General features: G+C 63.9%; 21 protein-coding genes. 16 read left to right on the forward strand and 5 right to left on the reverse strand.

What is annotated here, in order from left to right; all coding sequences use genetic code 11:
• Positions 1-132: 132 nt before the first annotated feature.
• A complete protein-coding gene (locus BHU06_RS21570) occupies positions 133-525 on the forward strand; it encodes a hypothetical protein (RefSeq protein ID WP_070401294.1) in 393 nt (130 codons plus the stop codon).
• A 71-nt stretch (positions 526-596) separates the two neighbouring features.
• Here BHU06_RS21570 and BHU06_RS21575 read toward each other — a convergent pair whose 3' ends face one another.
• Genes BHU06_RS21575 through BHU06_RS21585 form a run of 3 tightly spaced genes read right to left on the reverse strand, consistent with a single transcriptional unit; the run spans position 597 to position 2,243 of the window.
• Positions 597-1,109, reverse strand: a complete 513-nt coding sequence (locus BHU06_RS21575; protein ID WP_139147172.1) for a hypothetical protein — start codon at positions 1,107-1,109, stop codon at positions 597-599.
• 10 nt (positions 1,110-1,119) lie between these two features.
• On the reverse strand, positions 1,120-1,683 hold the full coding sequence (locus BHU06_RS21580) for a hypothetical protein (protein ID WP_070401296.1): 564 nt from the start codon (positions 1,681-1,683) through the stop codon (positions 1,120-1,122).
• 8 nt (positions 1,684-1,691) lie between these two features.
• Positions 1,692-2,243, reverse strand: coding sequence for a thermonuclease family protein (locus BHU06_RS21585; RefSeq protein WP_254668219.1), 552 nt, complete (start codon positions 2,241-2,243; stop codon positions 1,692-1,694).
• Positions 2,244-2,576: 333 nt separating this feature from the next.
• Here BHU06_RS21585 and BHU06_RS21590 point away from each other — a divergent pair, with 333 nt between their 5' ends.
• From BHU06_RS21590 to BHU06_RS21650, 13 genes are all read left to right on the forward strand, one after another.
• Positions 2,577-2,786, forward strand: coding sequence for a hypothetical protein (locus BHU06_RS21590; protein ID WP_070401297.1), 210 nt, complete (start codon positions 2,577-2,579; stop codon positions 2,784-2,786).
• 108 nt (positions 2,787-2,894) lie between these two features.
• On the forward strand, positions 2,895-4,625 hold the full coding sequence (locus tag BHU06_RS21595; RefSeq protein ID WP_070401298.1) for a phosphoadenosine phosphosulfate reductase family protein: 1,731 nt from the start codon (positions 2,895-2,897) through the stop codon (positions 4,623-4,625).
• 253 nt (positions 4,626-4,878) lie between these two features.
• On the forward strand, positions 4,879-6,339 hold the full coding sequence (locus BHU06_RS22715) for a hypothetical protein (protein WP_070401299.1): 1,461 nt from the start codon (positions 4,879-4,881) through the stop codon (positions 6,337-6,339).
• A gap of 131 nt (positions 6,340-6,470) precedes the next feature.
• Complete coding sequence (locus tag BHU06_RS21605; protein WP_070401300.1) at positions 6,471-8,009, forward strand: DUF1173 family protein; 1,539 nt, start codon at positions 6,471-6,473, stop codon at positions 8,007-8,009.
• A gap of 12 nt (positions 8,010-8,021) precedes the next feature.
• Positions 8,022-8,564: a polymer-forming cytoskeletal protein gene (locus tag BHU06_RS21610; RefSeq protein ID WP_070401301.1), complete on the forward strand. Its 543-nt coding sequence runs from the start codon at positions 8,022-8,024 to the stop codon at positions 8,562-8,564.
• A 26-nt stretch (positions 8,565-8,590) separates the two neighbouring features.
• Complete coding sequence (locus tag BHU06_RS21615; RefSeq protein ID WP_070401302.1) at positions 8,591-9,010, forward strand: polymer-forming cytoskeletal protein; 420 nt, start codon at positions 8,591-8,593, stop codon at positions 9,008-9,010.
• 376 nt (positions 9,011-9,386) lie between these two features.
• Entirely contained in the window at positions 9,387-9,680 is a 294-nt protein-coding gene (locus BHU06_RS21620; protein WP_254668220.1) for a hypothetical protein, read from the forward strand.
• Between the two features lie 141 nt (positions 9,681-9,821).
• The gene (locus BHU06_RS21625; protein ID WP_070401304.1) at positions 9,822-10,166 is read left to right on the forward strand and encodes a hypothetical protein; all 345 of its coding nucleotides are present in this window, start codon (positions 9,822-9,824) and stop codon (positions 10,164-10,166) included.
• Between the two features lie 198 nt (positions 10,167-10,364).
• Positions 10,365-10,838 carry a hypothetical protein gene (locus tag BHU06_RS21630; RefSeq protein WP_139147173.1) on the forward strand — a complete coding sequence of 158 codons (474 nt, stop codon included), beginning with the start codon at positions 10,365-10,367 and terminating at the stop codon, positions 10,836-10,838.
• 179 nt (positions 10,839-11,017) lie between these two features.
• Positions 11,018-11,701 carry a hypothetical protein gene (locus tag BHU06_RS21635; protein WP_070401306.1) on the forward strand — a complete coding sequence of 228 codons (684 nt, stop codon included), beginning with the start codon at positions 11,018-11,020 and terminating at the stop codon, positions 11,699-11,701.
• Positions 11,698-12,036, forward strand: a complete 339-nt coding sequence (locus BHU06_RS21640) for a hypothetical protein (protein ID WP_070401307.1) — start codon at positions 11,698-11,700, stop codon at positions 12,034-12,036. The genes BHU06_RS21635 and BHU06_RS21640 overlap by 4 nt, the downstream gene beginning before the upstream one ends.
• A gap of 263 nt (positions 12,037-12,299) precedes the next feature.
• Positions 12,300-12,809, forward strand: coding sequence for a hypothetical protein (locus BHU06_RS21645; RefSeq protein WP_070401308.1), 510 nt, complete (start codon positions 12,300-12,302; stop codon positions 12,807-12,809).
• A complete protein-coding gene (locus BHU06_RS21650; protein WP_139147174.1) occupies positions 12,806-13,894 on the forward strand; it encodes a phosphoadenosine phosphosulfate reductase family protein in 1,089 nt (362 codons plus the stop codon). Before BHU06_RS21645 ends, BHU06_RS21650 begins: the two co-directional genes overlap by 4 nt.
• Before the next feature lie 181 nt (positions 13,895-14,075).
• Here BHU06_RS21650 and BHU06_RS21655 read toward each other — a convergent pair whose 3' ends face one another.
• Positions 14,076-14,291 (reverse strand): hypothetical protein, encoded by a 216-nt coding sequence (locus tag BHU06_RS21655; RefSeq protein ID WP_070401309.1) that lies wholly within the window; start codon positions 14,289-14,291, stop codon positions 14,076-14,078.
• A 499-nt stretch (positions 14,292-14,790) separates the two neighbouring features.
• Here BHU06_RS21655 and BHU06_RS21660 point away from each other — a divergent pair, with 499 nt between their 5' ends.
• Both BHU06_RS21660 and BHU06_RS22720 read left to right on the forward strand, forming a co-directional pair.
• On the forward strand, positions 14,791-15,072 hold the full coding sequence (locus BHU06_RS21660) for a hypothetical protein (protein WP_070401310.1): 282 nt from the start codon (positions 14,791-14,793) through the stop codon (positions 15,070-15,072).
• On the forward strand, positions 15,069-15,314 hold the full coding sequence (locus tag BHU06_RS22720) for a hypothetical protein (protein ID WP_139147175.1): 246 nt from the start codon (positions 15,069-15,071) through the stop codon (positions 15,312-15,314). Before BHU06_RS21660 ends, BHU06_RS22720 begins: the two co-directional genes overlap by 4 nt.
• A 215-nt stretch (positions 15,315-15,529) precedes the next feature.
• Here the strand turns inward: BHU06_RS22720 and BHU06_RS21670 are convergent, their stop codons facing one another.
• The gene (locus tag BHU06_RS21670; protein WP_070401312.1) at positions 15,530-15,973 is read right to left on the reverse strand and encodes a hypothetical protein; all 444 of its coding nucleotides are present in this window, start codon (positions 15,971-15,973) and stop codon (positions 15,530-15,532) included.
• Positions 15,974-16,417: the final 444 nt, after the last annotated feature.

Below are 16,417 nucleotides of genomic sequence, written 5' to 3' on the forward strand. Positions count from 1 at the left end.
GCAGCCAACGATACGCGGCGAAATACCGAACAGCAATCCCTTTGAAATCAACAAGTTACCTGCCCATGCCCGCGCCGTTGCTGGGGAAGCGAACCGTCACTTTTGACACTGAAATCAAATGGACCCCTGCAGGTGCCACCGCAGCCGATCTTCGACCGCGTTTTGCTCAACCCACCGTTCTCTGGCGGCAAGGACATTGCGCATATCGAGCACGCCATGCGCTTCGTCAGGCCTGGCGGGCGCCTCGCTGCCATTGCATCGACCACCTGGCAGACGTCCGACAACGCCAAGAGCCGAGTCTTCGCCCGTTGGGTGGAGGAACACGCGCTCACGGTGCGTCAGATCGAACGCGGGGCCTTCAAGGCTGCGGGCACGGACGTGCCCACGGTGTTGATGGTGCTGCAAGCGCCCAGCAATGAGGCCTGCAGTGCTTCCGGCAGCGCCGAGCGGACCATCAGCCGCTGCGAGCCCAGAGCCTCAGCGGTGTACGACAACATGGACGAGCTGGCCGCGGCCTTCTTCTGAGCCTGAAACGGGAAAGCCCCATCGCAACCCAAGCAGCAGCTTGGCAAGCGGTGGGGCTTTTTCTATTAGACTCAGGCAGCGAGGCTTGGGCCCATAAGCCTTGGCATGGCCGCAATTTCGCTGCGCGCGGCCAGCAGCGCACGCTCGAACTCGCCCGCGCTAAGCTGCTCAAGCTGGAAGACGTGGCAGTGCGCCATCTCACGCAGGGCCGCAAGGTCGCGATCACTCGGGATGCAGTGGCGCCATTCGCCACTTGCCATGCTGCGCTCTCGGATGGCATCGAGCGCCACGAAGGCTGTATCGATGACACCACCCAGCCCCTTGACCACACCCAAGACCTCCACGCGGCGAGACATTACACAAGCCATGCGAAGGTCTCGCCAAGCCACCTGGGAGCGTTCCGCGCGCGTGAGGTCGCCCAGTGAGTCATCGAGCGACTTGCGCAGGGAGGCGACCACTTCCGGGCTGAGGCGACTGGCCTTGGAGGCGGCAATCTCCAACGTGTTCAGCGCAGGCTTCCACCTCGGCGTGAACGGCCTGCTTCGGCCCTTTCTTTGGCTGCTGCCCCGGCTCTTGCTGCCCATGGCGCCAAGTCTACTGTGCCGCCGCGGCCAGCGGCGCGCCGGGCAGGAGAACGAGAAGGTCGCGCTTCAAGCGAGCAACGCCGGAGCGCACCAGGTGCAGCGAGGCGCCACGCACCTGTCGCCAGGAGGCATCGAGTTCGAAGGCCTCGCCCATCAACTCCTGGACATCGTAGCCAGCGTAGCGCGCCAGCAGGCCGATCAGCACACCCACGAACCGCGGACCGTGATCCTCGTTGGCGGGGCAAAGCCGGTGTGCTGCCTCATGCAGGATCACCCACCGATTGCGCGCCCAGCGCGGCAAGGTGATGCGGTGGTCACGGTGAGCGAGCGCGCTGCGCTGTCCCCAGCTTGGGCGCTCAATCGGATGCGCTACCTGTCCGGCCAAGGCGTAGCGGCCGCGTTCGCGGCGCCAGATCGGGTTGAGGAAGTCCGCGCATTCCTGCAGCGTGTCGAATTCGGACTCCGTGTGCCGATGCACAGTCCAGCTCGCGCCATCCAGGCGGCGCAGCGTCTTGCTCGCTTTGGCCTCACAGCGGTAGACCCTGGATTGCTGGTTGTCGCGCAGGCGTGCCATGGCGCGCCTCAACGCTGTGCTCGACGGAAGTCCCAGGGGGGCGTCGGGCTGGCATCACGCCAAAGCCCGATGCGTGCCGTCTGCGCCCCTTCCTCGGCCAAGGCATAGCGCTGTCGATCGGCGGGGGATTGGTCGCGCGCGTAGAACTTGTAATGCCAAGCCATGCCGTCGCGCACCATGGCCAAGTTCACATCCTCGCTGCCGAGGTAAACCACGCCAAGGACGCGCCCGTAGCGGTCCTGGGTGTCGTAGCGAACAGAAACGTGCTTGCCGAAGACCCGCCCAGACAGCGCGCGCTTGGACACCGAGCCAAAGGCCTGATGCGACTCGGGCGCGTCGATGCCTTGCAGGCGAACGCGCACGCTTTGCTTGCTCGCCGTGAGCACGGTGATGGTGTCGCCATCGGATACGCCGACCACGCGCCCGGCGAGCTCGGCGGCCCACAACTGAGAGGCGCCGCCCAACACCGCGCCGATCAGGAGCAAACGGGACAGCGCACGGGCTGCCCAACGAGGAAGGCCCGCCATGCGCAGGCCGTTGGAGAGGAGTAGGTATTTCATTCTGAACGTCAGGTTGGGTGACCGGCGGCCACTCAAAAACATCCTTGCATGGAATGCCTGCGCGTCAAGGGCGCGCGAGCGCAAAGCGTAGGGGAGCACGCCCCGCGCGCCATCGCCGCAACAAGCGTGAGATACCACATTGCGCCGGGAGGGTTCCCTGCGCTGTGGCAGAGGAGGGCCAGGTCGCTTGAGCCAACGCTGCCCGGCGGCTATTCTGACTGTCGCTTTCGTCATGGACGATTTCGCAGTGGAGCCCCGAGGCTCCAGATGCATCAACCCCGCAAGGACCTATCACCTTGTGGTGGTGGGTCGCAACTCGTTTGAGGACCCACCATGAACCAACACAGCGCCCCCTTACCGGCAGAGCCCGCGCATGAGCCCATCACGCGCGAGCACGCGCTGGCCACGTTCAAGACGCTTGTCGCGCGCTACGGCCTGCAATGGACCGCAGCGGTGCCCGCCATCGCCTACCAGCAACTCGCGCGCTGCAACACCGTGCTCACGACCCGCGACCGGCGCGAAGCCCTCGGTCTGCGCAACTGAGCGGCGCACAGAAACCACAAACCGCCCGGCCTAGCTGGGCGCCAACCACAACCCTGCGAGGTATCGAATGCCTCGCGGCGTTCGTGCCTCGCCTTCATGGAGCAACCCATGCAAAGCGAACTGTTCGAGCAACGCGAGCAGGAAAGCACCAAGGAGAAGGAACGAGCATTCGGCATGCTCATCCCCATCCGCAAGGAATCCCCCACCCAGCGCGCGATGCGGCGCATCCGCAGCCTCATGAACCAGGGCCTGGCCCTGGTGGTGGCGTTCTCTTCCGGTAAGGACTCATCCACGCTCGCCAACCTGGTGCTCAACACCGCGCGCGAGATGAAAGAGCAAGGCGGCGCGCCAACGCCGATCCTGGTTGTGCACTCCAACACTGGGGTAGAACAACCCGAGATCGAGCAGCTCGCCCGGTCCGAACTCGGCAAGATGCGCGACTACGCCAAGGCCCACGGCCTGGAGCTGGAGGTGCGCATTGGGCAACCCACGTTGTCCGCATCGTTTCCGGTGCGCGTCATCGGCGGGCGAGGCCTGCCATCGTTTCCCGACTCGCGAGCAGACTGCTCAACGGACTGGAAGGTGGCGGTGAACACGCGCCTGATCGAGCAGGCCTACAAGGACCTCACCAAACGCGACGATGTGCGCGATGTGGTGGTGATGACTGGCGTTCGCCAGGATGAATCCATCGCACGCGATCTGCGCATCAAGAAACGAGGCGAGGTCGCTGAAGGCGTCTGGGAGAACGACGGGGGCAAGCTGCGCGCCTCCCCGATCCTGGACTTCACTGTCGATGACGTGTGGGAGTACCTGGGCTACTGCGCCGCCGGCGTTGAGCCGAGCTATTCTGACTTCGCCGATGTCATACGCATCTACGCGGCGGCTGGAGCAAGCTCATGCGTCGTCGTAGCCGACATACAGTCGGCCAGCAACAAGGCTGCATGCGGTAGTCGCTTCGGCTGCTGGGCGTGCTCCCGCGTGGCGACCGACCGTTCGATGGACAACCTCATTGCCTCGGACCTGCAACGCTATAGCTACCTCAAGCCGCTGGCCGCGCTGAGAAACTTCATCAGCGAGACCCAATACGACTGGAACAGACGTCAGTTCGTGGGTCGCACGGTGGACGAGGATGGCTACATCAACATCGGCGCCGATACCTACTCGCCCGAGATGGTGGTCGAGTTGCTGCGCTACACGCTCACGGCTCAGGTCGAGTCGGGCGTGCAGATCATCAGCTACCAGCAACTCGTTGCGATCGACGCGCGTTGGTCCCTCTATGGCCTGCACCCGCCGTTCACCGCCTTGAAGGTCTACTTCGAGGTGGAGGATGGGCAGCGGTACCACCCTCCCCAGACGGGGCGCATCCCGAAAACGCCGACCCCCAAGATCGGACGACTCTTCGTGGGCAAGCAGTGGGAGCAGGTGGACGGGCCCAACAGCATGAGTGGCCTGCGCGACGCAATGCGAGAGTTGCACGGCGAGGCCTGCGGGCTCAACCTGCGGGCACTGGCAAGCGGCAACCTGGTCATCGACGACGAAGCCGAAGAAGGCATGGAAGTCGATGAGGAGGGCGCGATCGACTTCATCGAGTTCTGCGGCCGTGAGATGGTGAAAGACCACTGCTTAGACGATCACCCAGACTGGGCAGCGGGCTATATGACCTATCTCGGCTACGGCACGCTGCAGATCGCCAAAGGGCGCTCCAACCAGATCGATGCGATCCTGCGCCGAACGCGCTGGCGCCAGGCGAACACCCTGCACGGCCAACGCGACACGAACGAGCTGCGCCAGCGATGCGCAACCCTGTTCGAACAGCAGCTTGAACTGCTGGCAGCCTGAACGCTGCACCCCTCAAAGCCCCGCCACCAAAATGGCGGGGCTTTCTTCTTTGAGCGCAAACCGCTTTGCGATTCGATGCCGTGCGAGCGTAGTTCGAAAGCAGTAGCTAGGCGGGCCAATCCACGGCCAACGGGGCAAAGCTGCGCAGATGGCGGGAGGCGAACACGACCTGGCCGTCCAAAAATGCACGCAAAGCGCACGGTGCCACGCCTTTGGCGTGCCTGGAACGCGCATCCCAGCATCGGAGCCCTTCATGACGGACACGCCGGAAAACCGCAAACCGCTTTGCACCAAGGAAGCCAAGACAGCGCCTCGCAAGGCCAACAAGCCGAAGCGCCTGTCGCTGCGCCAACTGGAGCACGCCGACGAGTGCAAGCGCCTACTGGATGGCGGATGGTCTGTGCGCCAGATCGCCCTGCACATGAAGTGCTCCAAGGTTCACATCACCAACCAATTGATGCTGGCGGGTGCCCCTGCGCAAGTGCGCGAGATGGTCGCCCTGGAGGTCATCACGATCTCCGCAGCGCACAAGGCTCTGCGCGTGCATGGCGACAAGGCTGGCGAGCGCATCGCACAGGGCATGAGCATGGCCGCGGCCCAAGGCAAGAGGCGCATTACGCCTAGCATGCTTCTCGATGCCAGGGCAGAAGGCGATACCCAGCCTAAGGGGGCGCTATATGAGGCCGTACGCAAGTTGCGCAACGAACAGGCGTTCCAGCAGTTGCCAGCGACACTGCAGCATGAAATCGAGAGCCTGATCGCAAGGGGTGAGCCCGTAGCCGCGTCTGTCGTGGGGATTGAAAGCGCACCCGAGTTGGCGCTGCAAGCCTCGGCACCGCAGGACGTGGCCACCAGACTAGCCCCTCAGGGCAGCGCCGAACCATCCGCCCCGAAGAAGAGGCGCAGCAGCAGCGCCGGGCGTGCCAAGCTAAAGGTTGAAGGCGATCCGTCGGCACCAGAGGTCGCAAACGGGGGGACGAACGAGCAGGCCAAGATGCCGTCGGCCGAGAGTACGCCCGTGGATGCGCCCACTCAGACGCAGTTGCTCGATACAGAGGAGCACTCAGAGGAGGGCGCAGCCGTAGTAGAGGCGGAAGCGGAAGTAGAAGCGGAACCCGGCCTGGATGGCATCGACATCGAAGAGTTCCTCACGCATCCGCACTGGCAGAGGCTGGACGAAGAGCTTCATCGGCTGGTCGACCATGTACCGCAGACCAGCCAGCGCTGCGAGAGGACCACCATCCTGTCATGGCTCTACCAGCGCGAGGGCGTGAGCACCTTCACGATGCTCGCGGACCGCATCAAGGGAATCGAATCCCCGATCATGCGCAAGCGCGCAATGCGACGCACGCTGCGCACGATGGAGCGCCTCAAACTCGTCTCGCTCGTCACGTTTCCCGAGTCCGACGATCAAGCTGACAACCAGCGCGAAGAGGAGCTCGGGCGCAACAGCATGATCACGCTGACCTGGACGGGCATGGTCTGGATGCGGCGCGCATGGCAAGCCCGGGCCAACCTCGCGCGCAACAAATACACCATCCTGCAAGCCCACGAGATGTTGGTCGAGGAGGAGGAGGAAGGGCGGGGCGACGAGGCGGTCTGGGTCGAGGGCCTGTCAGGTGTCTCGCCCGAGGAGGCCAAGACCAACGTGCGCGCCATCACGGCCGGACGCGGGCACATCACATCGGTCTTCGATCTGGGCTTGAAGCGGTAAAAGTACCGCGAGAAACTCGGTTCGCCCTTCCAACGAGCCGGATTGGGGTCGTTGGAGGTGGCGAGCACGGCGCGCGGCGGCCCAACAATTTGGGCTCTACACCAAGACCGCCGTGGCCGGAGCCACAAAGTATGAATACCCCCCCCATCGCCACCCAGCAGGCCATCCGACTGATGATCGGAGGCAAGGCCTTTGGGCAAGCCGAGCTGGATAGCGCGCAGCACGCGGCAGAGCTTCAACTGGCGATGGAGCATGCTCGACACAGGTATGGCCACGCCCTGTGCCTGTGCCGCAGGCAGCCGCTCAAGCTGCAGGTGCGCCTCCGCGATGAGAGGTTTCACCTGGCGGTGTGGCCCAACGAAGGTCCCCAGCACGATTCCGAGTGCGCGTTCTTCCGCGACGAACTCCTCGGCGCGGCCACCGCGTCGGCCGGCCTGCGCCACATTGAGGAGCCCAAGGCGCACGTCGCCAGCGCTCCAGCGCGCCCCGCGCCCGCACCAACCACCCTGCCCACCAAGCAGACGGCAGCGCCCACGGCCAAGGCCCCTGCTGGCCAAGCCCAAGTCAACCTTGCCCACGCGCCGTCGCAAGCGCCTGTCGTGCGCCACGAGATCACGCTGAGCGTGCCTGGCCAGCGCGCGCCCGGGGCCAGTGGGCAGCGCGCCATCAACCTCAAGACCTTGGCCATGGGGTTGTGGGAGGAGGCGCAGTTGTGCCGCTGGCACCCCTCCTGGCGCCGGGATTGGGGCCGCGCTCGCTACCAGCTGCACCAAGTCGCCGCGACCATGAGTGTCAACGGCCAGCCCCTGGAAGAACTGCTTTTCGCGCCTCGCCCGTTTCGCGAAAGCGCGCGTGAACAGGTCAACACCGAGTGGAACGGCTTCGTCGACAGCCTGAACAGGCGCGGCGGCGCCAACGCTGGTCTTCGCCTGCTCATCGCGCCGGTGCGCAGCCTGGCCGTTCCGGCAAACCGTCCCCCGGTGATGCACCTGCGTCACTTGCGCCACCCCATCGGCCTGTCCGACGCGGCTCTGGAGTTCGTACGCAACGACTGCCGCGCGCCCATCCGCCAGCTACAGGCCAACGACAACCAGGATCGGGTCGAGAGAGCGCTTTCGGGGCGACTTGCAGCACCCGTTCAGGACCGCCGTCAACCCGAGGTCATGGGCTTCTTCATCGTGGAGGGCAGCAACCGGGGGGCCGTTTTTGCGCGCGCCGCATGGCTGATGAACGTCCATCCGCGCAGCTTCATCCCCGCCAACAGCCCCAACACAGTGATGCTGGTCGATGCGCTGCTTGAGCGCGGGCACGCCTTCCAGCGAGTACTCGCGGATGTGCAGCCGATGAAGAAGACCGCGCCGGACTGGCTGGTGCGCCATGTGATCGGGCCCAACGGTGAGCCCGTCGCGCGCGCCGCACTGGACGTCCTTGATCGCGGCAGTTCGCCCGAGTACCTGCAGGTGCGCCAGGACATGGCCCGCTCCCTGGCCGCCAAGGGAGTGCCCACCTGGTACTGGGTGCCAAGCGGCGCCTGGGCCGAGCGCCGGGTCCCACCGCTGCCGCCTACCGACGAACAGGGGCCGAACGAGGCCAAGCAGATCCTGCAAGACATCAGCAACAGCGCTGATTGCGATTTTCAGTATGGGCACAGCCCGCGTTTTTCACCTTGAAAGGAGAGTCCCATGGACATGAACATCAGTCCCGCCATCCAAGAAGTTGCCCTGGATCTGCAGCTGGATCCGGCTCTGCCGCGATTCCTGCAGCGCGAGACCGCACTGGATGAGGCCGCAACAAATGCGGCTGCTCAGCCCAACCAGGCACTGCCCGTGAAGGCGGCCGACGCCCAGCCGTCATTCCTGGCGATGACCGCAGGCGCTGCCCCGAGCAGCCATAGCTTGACCAAGCCGGCATGCACGTTCCCCTCGGGGCTGTCCTTCGAGGGCAAGGCGACCTTCCCCTGCGACTTCGCGGTCGAGGGCGAGATCAAGGGCCGGGTCGAGCTCAGTGGCCAGTCCAAGCTGGTAATCGCCAAGGGTGGCCGCATCGAGGGCGAGATCTCTTCCAAGCACATCCTCATCGAAGGCCACGCTCACGGCGTGATCGACGCCTCCGGTGGCGTGGTCAGCTTCGGTGAGAGCGCACGCGCAAGCGGCAACATCAACTACGCACGCATGTCCATGGCTGAAGGCGCAGAGGTCGAAGCCACCATGAAGAAGATCGCCTGAGCGCAGAGCAGAACTGGAGTACCAAGATGACCACCAACCCCACCATCACCGCCAGCGCCTCGGCCGCCATCGCCGCCATGCGAACCGTCGACGCGAAGAGCTTCGAGAGCGCCACCACCGTCGTGCCCCACGGCGCAGTGATGGACGGCACGATGTCCGCCACGGAGAACCTCGCGGTGCGCATCGACGGCGAATTCAAGGGCACGCTGGCCTTGCTCAAGGAAAGCGCGATCCACATCGGCCCCAACGCGGTCCTCGACTGCAAGTCCCTGCAGGCCGACATCATCTACATCCAAGGCACGTTCAAGGGCGAGCTGGTCGCACGCAAGGCATTGGAGTTGGCTCCAACGGCGCGCGTGAGCGGCACGATCCGCTACGAGGACCGCCTGGACGTGCACTGCGGCGCGCGCCTGAGCGGCAGCATCGAAGGCCCCCAGCGCGATTGATCGCGCACGAACGCGCCGACCCTGGAGCCAGGGGAATCGCTTACAGGCACGAAGAGGTGCCAACCGCTTTGCGCTTACCAGCACCCTGCGAGGGGCCGCACCAGAGGGAAAACGGGGCGTAAGGCGGCTCCTGGCGCAGTTCAAGCAGGCGCAAACCGCTTTGCACTTTGCATCGCTGCAAGGCGCTCCGGCGGCGGCGCAAGTGAACCAGGTGAGCAGACAGCGCGCAACGCTTGTGCTCAAATCGTTTCACCTTTGGAGATCACTCCAAGTCGTCGGCAAACGCCGAAATTCACCCACCCGGACGGGAACCACGGTTCCCTCACGGGGCGTATGTGGAACTCGTCTCTTTCCCTTTAATGGAGATAGAGAAATGATGAACGCCGCATACGAATCGGACTACGCTTCCGCCCTTGACCACATGGACTTCATCGTGAAGTCCTTGGCCGAGAAACCGGGTCGAGCCCTCGACCTCGCCATCCAACACGGTGGTGAGGAAGCAGTGCAGGCCTTGTTCGACGCTGTGATGGACAAAGGCCACCGCATGGTGCTGGTCCAGGCGCTCAACGCTCCCTCCCTGCCGGGTTGGGTCCGCGACAAGCTCGAAGTCTTCCTGTACGGCCAGAACCGCCAAGTCGCGGCTCTGTTCTGCAAGAAGGTTGTGCACTAAGCACACATCAAGAAAAGGCCACTCCTTCGGGGTGGCCTTTTCTGCTTTGTGGGCGGACTTGAATCTCACACACCCAGGGCTACCATGCATGCATGAAGAACGCCCGCAACGCGGGCTCCACCGGGTAAGCAGGAGAGAAAAATGATCGTTTCCAACGGACGCCTGAGCATGAGCCAGGACGAGTGGCTGCAGTTTCAGCAGATCACCCGCGCGCCGTGGCAGCCCAGGACGCCGCGCGAGTTCAACGCGATGTGTGAGCTCGGCGCTGCGCATCACAGGGTCGAGAACACCGATGGCGAGGGCTGGAGCCATGAGATGGCCTGCGAGGACATGAAGTTCGGGCCGGATGGCCAGATCAATTTCCCCGCCGACCAGCGCCGACTGGCCTACGTCAAGGTACACGGCACCTGGCCCACGGATGAGCAGCTTCGCGAGTTCGAAGGTCAGCCCAAGACCGCCGGGCCCGGGTTGACTGTGGTGCGATGAAGCACCACTGCAGCCAGCCAGTGCGCCAAGAACGCGCACCTCAACACTGGACCAGGTTGCTGGACGCATGCGCGTGGCCACCGCAGAATTTCCTCACAACTGCAAACGCAGCCGCATGGTGTTCACCATGCAGACATCCTCCCTCAACGGGGCCAGGCGCCCGTGAGGGACATGGCCCGCCCTAAATCGGACCTCACCATGCAACAACATTCAGACGATCCAGCGTGGGTTCTCTACAAGATGCCCAATGGCTCGCTCTTTCAAATCGTGGAGCGAACGGACGACACGGTGCGCTTCACCGCCCAAGGCGGTGGCATCGTGCGCGCTTTGCCGGCCGCGGAGTTCGACGCCCAGTTCACGCCGACCGGCCTGCCCGAGTTCACGCGGGCTCATGCCAGCGGCGACTGGCTACCGGACGGCGTCGTGATCGACTGCCTGAGCAACGGCACGCGATGGAATGGCTGGAGCTGCCCGTACTTCGAATTTGAAGGCGCCCTGGAGCTGTGCAAGCACATGCCCGGCCTGATCTATGACCAGGCCAGGGACTTCTTCAGCTACCCCAGCGGCGACAACAACCTGGAGCGCACCGAGTTCTACGCCGAGACCATCGACGTACAAGGCCAGACCACCAAGGTCTACGCCATCGGCAGCGGCTTCTGGTGCTGGGAATGAAGCCAGTACTGACGAGCAACCACCGATAGGCCGCATCCGAGAGGGTGCGGCCTTTTTCGTTTCTCCACGCTGCTGGGCCATATCGGTTGCGGCATCAGAGCGGCCGGGCTATCTTCCAGCCGTATTGGCACCAGCCAATTCGTCGGCCATGAGCCGACATTCACCAACCCCGCCCCGGGATGCACGCCATCCCGCAGGGCTGGTTTGTCTGCCGGGGGCTTCAACTGCATTCCCCCATGACCAAAGTATTCAAGAAGCAGGCGCGGCACCTGATGCAGGACGATCTGGTCGACCTCAGAAGCTGCCCATACCTGAGGACTGCGCCGATCGCGCAGAACATGTACGGGCACGTCAACGTCGTCAGACACGAAAGTACCGCGTGGGTGGTCGTCGGCTACGAGGGCATCGATCACGTCGGCTATGCGAGAGACCAGGTGCTCACCGTCATTGCGCCGCAGATCTACCTGTTCCCGCACAAGCTCACCGTGATCGAGGCCGACGACACCCCCGTCATCGGCTTCGTGGACGAGCCCTCGGGCGTCGCGATCGAGGATCCCTCGCGCAGCACCTGCAGCCGCTTCGAGGTGGAGCCGCAAGCCTATGGACTCAGCCCCGATGACGTCCAGGCGCTCAAGGAACTCAACGAGGCGGTCCGGCAGTCCTGCGAGGATGCCCTGGACGCTATGAGCCTGACCATCCAGAACCATCTGCGGGTGCACCACGGCGACTTCGCTGGGGCGTACTTCTCTGGCGAGCGGGAGCGCCGCGGTGCACTCGTCACTGCGTTGCGCTATGCCGTGGCGCAGATCGAGGACGCCAAGCGCGATGTCGTCGACGACGAAGCCGAAGGAGCTGCGCGATGATCAAGGGCGGACTCACCCTGCGGAACAGCCGGCGCTATGCCTCAGGCTGGGACCACCTGGACAGCAGCCGCTACCTGGGCAGCATGAAGTTGACCGCACCGCGTGTACTGCGGCCGGGCAACGGCTACGACATCGGGCCTGTCTACATCCAGCGCGCCCGCGTGGCACCTGGCCTGGACCGCGAGCAGGTCAAGCAGGCCCTGGTGGACACACTCGGCGGCTCGCGCTGCAGACACGAACATGACTGCTGTGGCTGCGCTACCCGCCACGTGCAGGTGCGCGCCCTGGGCAACCGCGATTTCGCGATCCGCACCAGCATGACGTTCAACTACTGAGCCTTGCGCTCGGGGCGCCCAGCGCCAGTAAGAAGAAAGGAAGCCGACCCTACGAGGTCGGCTTTTTTTTTGCCCGAAACGCCTCGCCAGGGCGGCGTGGGCCGTCTGAATTGCCCTCGGCGACGCCCGTTGGGACAATCCCCCCTGTATCGCCAACCGGCGCTATGTGCGGGGCTCTTAACAGCCACCAGCACCATCACCACCTACCCGGACGGGCCCTAAGCGCCCGTGGGGCCATGGGTTTGTCCTCACTGGAGAAACCCATGAACGAAATCGAACGTGCGATGCGCTCCCCCCTGGTTTCGGCCAAGGAATCGGGCTACACGCGTCATCCCTACATCCACACGGATCTGCATCGGGCGCCCATCACCTTTCTGTGGTGGGCGAGCACGCCAAGCGGTCGCGAGTCGAAGTTCTTCCACGCGGAGACCTTCTACCGACTGAGCAGCTCGGGCAAGCTCGGCCGCGACCAAGGCGGCAACCTGATCCCGGTCTATGTGCCCAGCGAGCACTACAGCAAGAGCGACCTGGAGCTACGAAACCGCCTCATCGAGCGCGGGCCCTACCTGCGCAAGAAGCTGCCGAGCGGCTATGTGTGGCACGGCCCGTTCCTATGGAGCGTGCTGCGTCCACCGCAGCGCGAAGGCACAGGCTTTGCCCTCCGTGAGCCCGATCACAGCGAGGGTATCCCGATGGGGTATGCCACGCCGCAGATCAGCTGGGCCCAGCATCTCGCGCGCAAAGTGCTCTCCGAAACGCGCGTGCCGGCATGAGCGAAGATCTTCACGAGGAGATCAGCGATCTCGACTGGTTGGCCGAGCAGGGGCTGGACATCGCCATCTTGCGCGGTGGTCAGCCCAGCACGCCGGCGCCGCTGTCGCCCTTGATCGCAGCGAATGTGGACCCCAACGCCTACGATCGCATTTGCATCGCGTTCTCGGGGGGCAAGGACTCGATCGCGCTGCTGCTGCACGTACTCGAACTGGGCGTGCCCAAGCACAAGATCGAACTGCATCACCACCTTGTGGACGGACGAGAGGGCTCAACCCTCATGGATTGGCCGATCACCGAGAGCTACTGCGAGGAGATCGCCAAAGCTTTTGGCGTGCCGCTGACCTTCAGTTGGCGCGAGGGCGGCATCGAGCAGGAGATGCTACGCGAGCAGGCCGCCACCGGCGCAGTGTTCATCCCCGATGGGGAGGGGCACAGAAGGCTGGGCGGCGACGGACCGGCTGGCACCAGGCGGAAGTTTCCCCAGGTGTCGGCCGATCTGAGCGTTCGCTGGTGCAGCGGCGTTGCCAAGATCGACTGCTTCAGCCGCTACCTGAACAACCACCCCAAGTTCACGCAGGGCAAAACGCTGGTCCTCACGGGCGAGCGTGCACAGGAGAGCAGCGCGCGATCACGCTACCAAGTGTTCGAACCGCACCGCTGTGACCTGCGCAATGGCCGCAAGGTCAAACGTCACATCGACGTTTGGCGCGCGGTACACGCGTGGAGTGAGCAACAGGTGTGGGAAATCATCGAGCGCTGGCGCGTGACCGCGCACCCCTGCTACTGGCTTGGCTGGAGCAGGGCGTCGTGCAGGGCCTGTGTGTTCGGAGGCAAGGACGAGTGGGCAACCATTCGCGCGATTGCCCCGCAGCAGTTCACGCAGATCGCCAGCTACGAGCGCGAGTTCAAGGTGACGATCCACCGCAAAGACTCTGTCGAGGTGCGAGCCGAGCAGGGTACGCCCTTCAACACCGACCCGTACTGGGTCGAGCTGGCCAACAGCCAGCACTTCAACCGCTCTGTGTTCATGGAGCCATGGACGCTGCCGCCCGGTGCCTACGGCAACGGATGCGGTCCGAGCTAACCCACAGCAACCGGCCCCGGGGCACCCAGGGCTAAGCTGGACTGGCCACGTACCAAGCCCCTCAGCGAACAGCTGGGGGGCTTTTTCTTTTGGCAGCGCCAGCGCGGATCTGCGCGCGCAAACGAAAAAAGGGGGTGCCCATGTTACTGAGCACCCCCTTTTGGGATGTGAAGACGGCACCTTACGCAACGACCACCTCTGCATTGGCGATCTCCATCTGGCGCTTCAGAAAGTCCGAGACCTTCTTGCGGATCGCGACCAGGCGTTGATCGTCGACGCAGCGCGCCGCGCCAAGGGTTGCACGCTGTGCGTACAGCCACTGAGCTTCGGAAAAGGTGACACCCGCTTTCGCCAAGAGGGCAGGGCCCTTCAGCGCATTCACACAGTTGGCACTCATGGGACTCTCCATTCTGAAATCCGGGCACGTCGCCCCTTGTGGGTTCTCGCGAGAAAACACACAAGGAACGACGCGCACCGGCTCGCCTGGAGAGGCGCATGGGCGTGAGTCAAAAGGCGCGGCGGGAGAGTCCCCTGCCGAAGCGAGAGATGAAGCGCCTTCTGACCGCTGATCACAGGCACAACGTGCAGGTGACCTTTTGATTGCTCGAAGAGCGAACGGCAGCGGATGCCGTCAAGTTGAAGACCGTCATGCAGACGGTGAATGGTGCGAGCACCAAGGTAGACCCGAGAATATCACAGCACAACCCGGTACTAGGCCGCATCAGTGGCGCGGTGGTGCGCCTTTGAGCACAATTGCGGCGTTTTCGCGCAATGCGATCTCGCGCGTGCCCACCTGGGCGACACGCATTCACCGGGGCGACTCACCCGCTCCTCACCTTCACCCTCGCGGGCCCAGCGCCCGCACGGGTTATGGGCTCGCTCAATCCACCAATGAAATGAGCAAGTCCAGCAACAACACCCTGGGCGGAGTCTTCTGCGGGCGCCAGATCGCGCCAGGCCTGTACGCGGAGACGGTCGAGACCAATCGCTACCTCATCCGTGCCGCCGTGGGCACCTCCCACGCGACTAGGCTGGGCGAGGTCTTCTGCGCAGCCACCGGCTTCCAGGCGATGACCATGGCAGGCAAGTGCGTGGCGCGCGAGGCGGCGCTTCTCGCCGCGGCCGTGGCTTTGCAGGGCCAGCCGAGCAGCCATGGCGTGCACGGGAGCGGCCTATGAGCCAGCAGCCCGCCTCGATCGTTCCAGGATGCTCAGATGCCGACCTCGTCGTCAGCGTCTGGTTCGAACGCGATCGCAAGCACCTGAGTTTGAGCACCCCGCAGGGGCACAGCGTCGTCGATCTGTGGGATGACGAAATCGACCAGCTGGTCGAGGACGGTTCTCTCACAGTGCCGCGCCACCCTCGTCCCAGCGAGAACGACTGGCGAGCGCATCTGATCGCGTACGCACAGCAGCGCTGAGCCAGTAAGCAAGGGGGTCGTTACGCCCCATTCGCCCCCGCCCCCCACTCACCAAAGCAAGGAACAGCCCGAGGCCGGCTGTTGGAACGAAGAAGTCGGTTGGGGGGCTCCCCGCGCGCACCGAAGTCAACAAAACTGAAGGCCACCTGCTCGCGCGGGTGGCCTTTTTCTTTTCATCAGGCGGGGGCTTGAGCAGGCCGAAGCGGTCCTACAACCTACAGACTTGCATCGGGGGCAGAGGGATGCTGACGTTGAACAAGCGCATCCAGGCGCTGCGGATCGAACTCCAGGTAGAAGCGGCTCGAAAGCCACGCGTCCATCGACTGCTCGACGTTGTCGAGGTCGGAGGCCGAAAGGCCTGTGCACTCACCGACAAACATCACATCATCGTCAAGAAAGTCCTGCAGAAGGCCTGCGCTTACCAAGTGCAGCGCACCGTCGTAGACGGTGAGCCAATATCCGAAGCCATTGATGGATGCCACTGTGCCCGCAGGGTGCGCGAGCAGCGCACGGATCACCCGGTCGCACGTGAGCAATAGGCGATTGAAGGCTGCTACCTCATCGGCGTGAGCGCTGTAGCTGCGCTGCACCGTGTGCAGGCGCAAACCGCGAGCGATGGCAACTTCAGAGAGGGAAGGGCGGGTGCGATTTGCGGTCATCGAATGTTCCTCTTGTGCTTTCAAGCTACAAGCGGAACCCTCGATGTCAAGGCACTCTCACGTAGATTGCACGCAACCCGCGCTCACCGACCGTTTGCGCCTTCAGCCGCGTGGTCGTTAGCCGCCGAAGACGAAAGCGGGCGCCAAATACTCGCTTGCGGTGAGAGATGAGTCATGGCATCGTGACTCCCCCTCCCTGTAGGGCCTCCAGTGAGCCCCTCGCCCGGATGTTTCAATTAGGCCCCGGGCATATTTTTGAGAGGACAGAAGCCGATGGCTTATGAATTCACGAAGGCAAAGATTGCGGACGAACGGACGTAAGCGTCCGGCAATCCCATCTTGAGATAGACCCAGTGTCGAGGCATCGTGTGCACGATGAACATCACGCACACTATGGCGAACGACACGATCGCCCAGCGCCCCAAGCGGCACTACTACTCCCCG

This window comes from Hydrogenophaga sp. PML113, assembly GCF_001777155.1.
GTDB lineage: Bacteria > Pseudomonadota > Gammaproteobacteria > Burkholderiales > Burkholderiaceae_C > Hydrogenophaga > Hydrogenophaga borbori.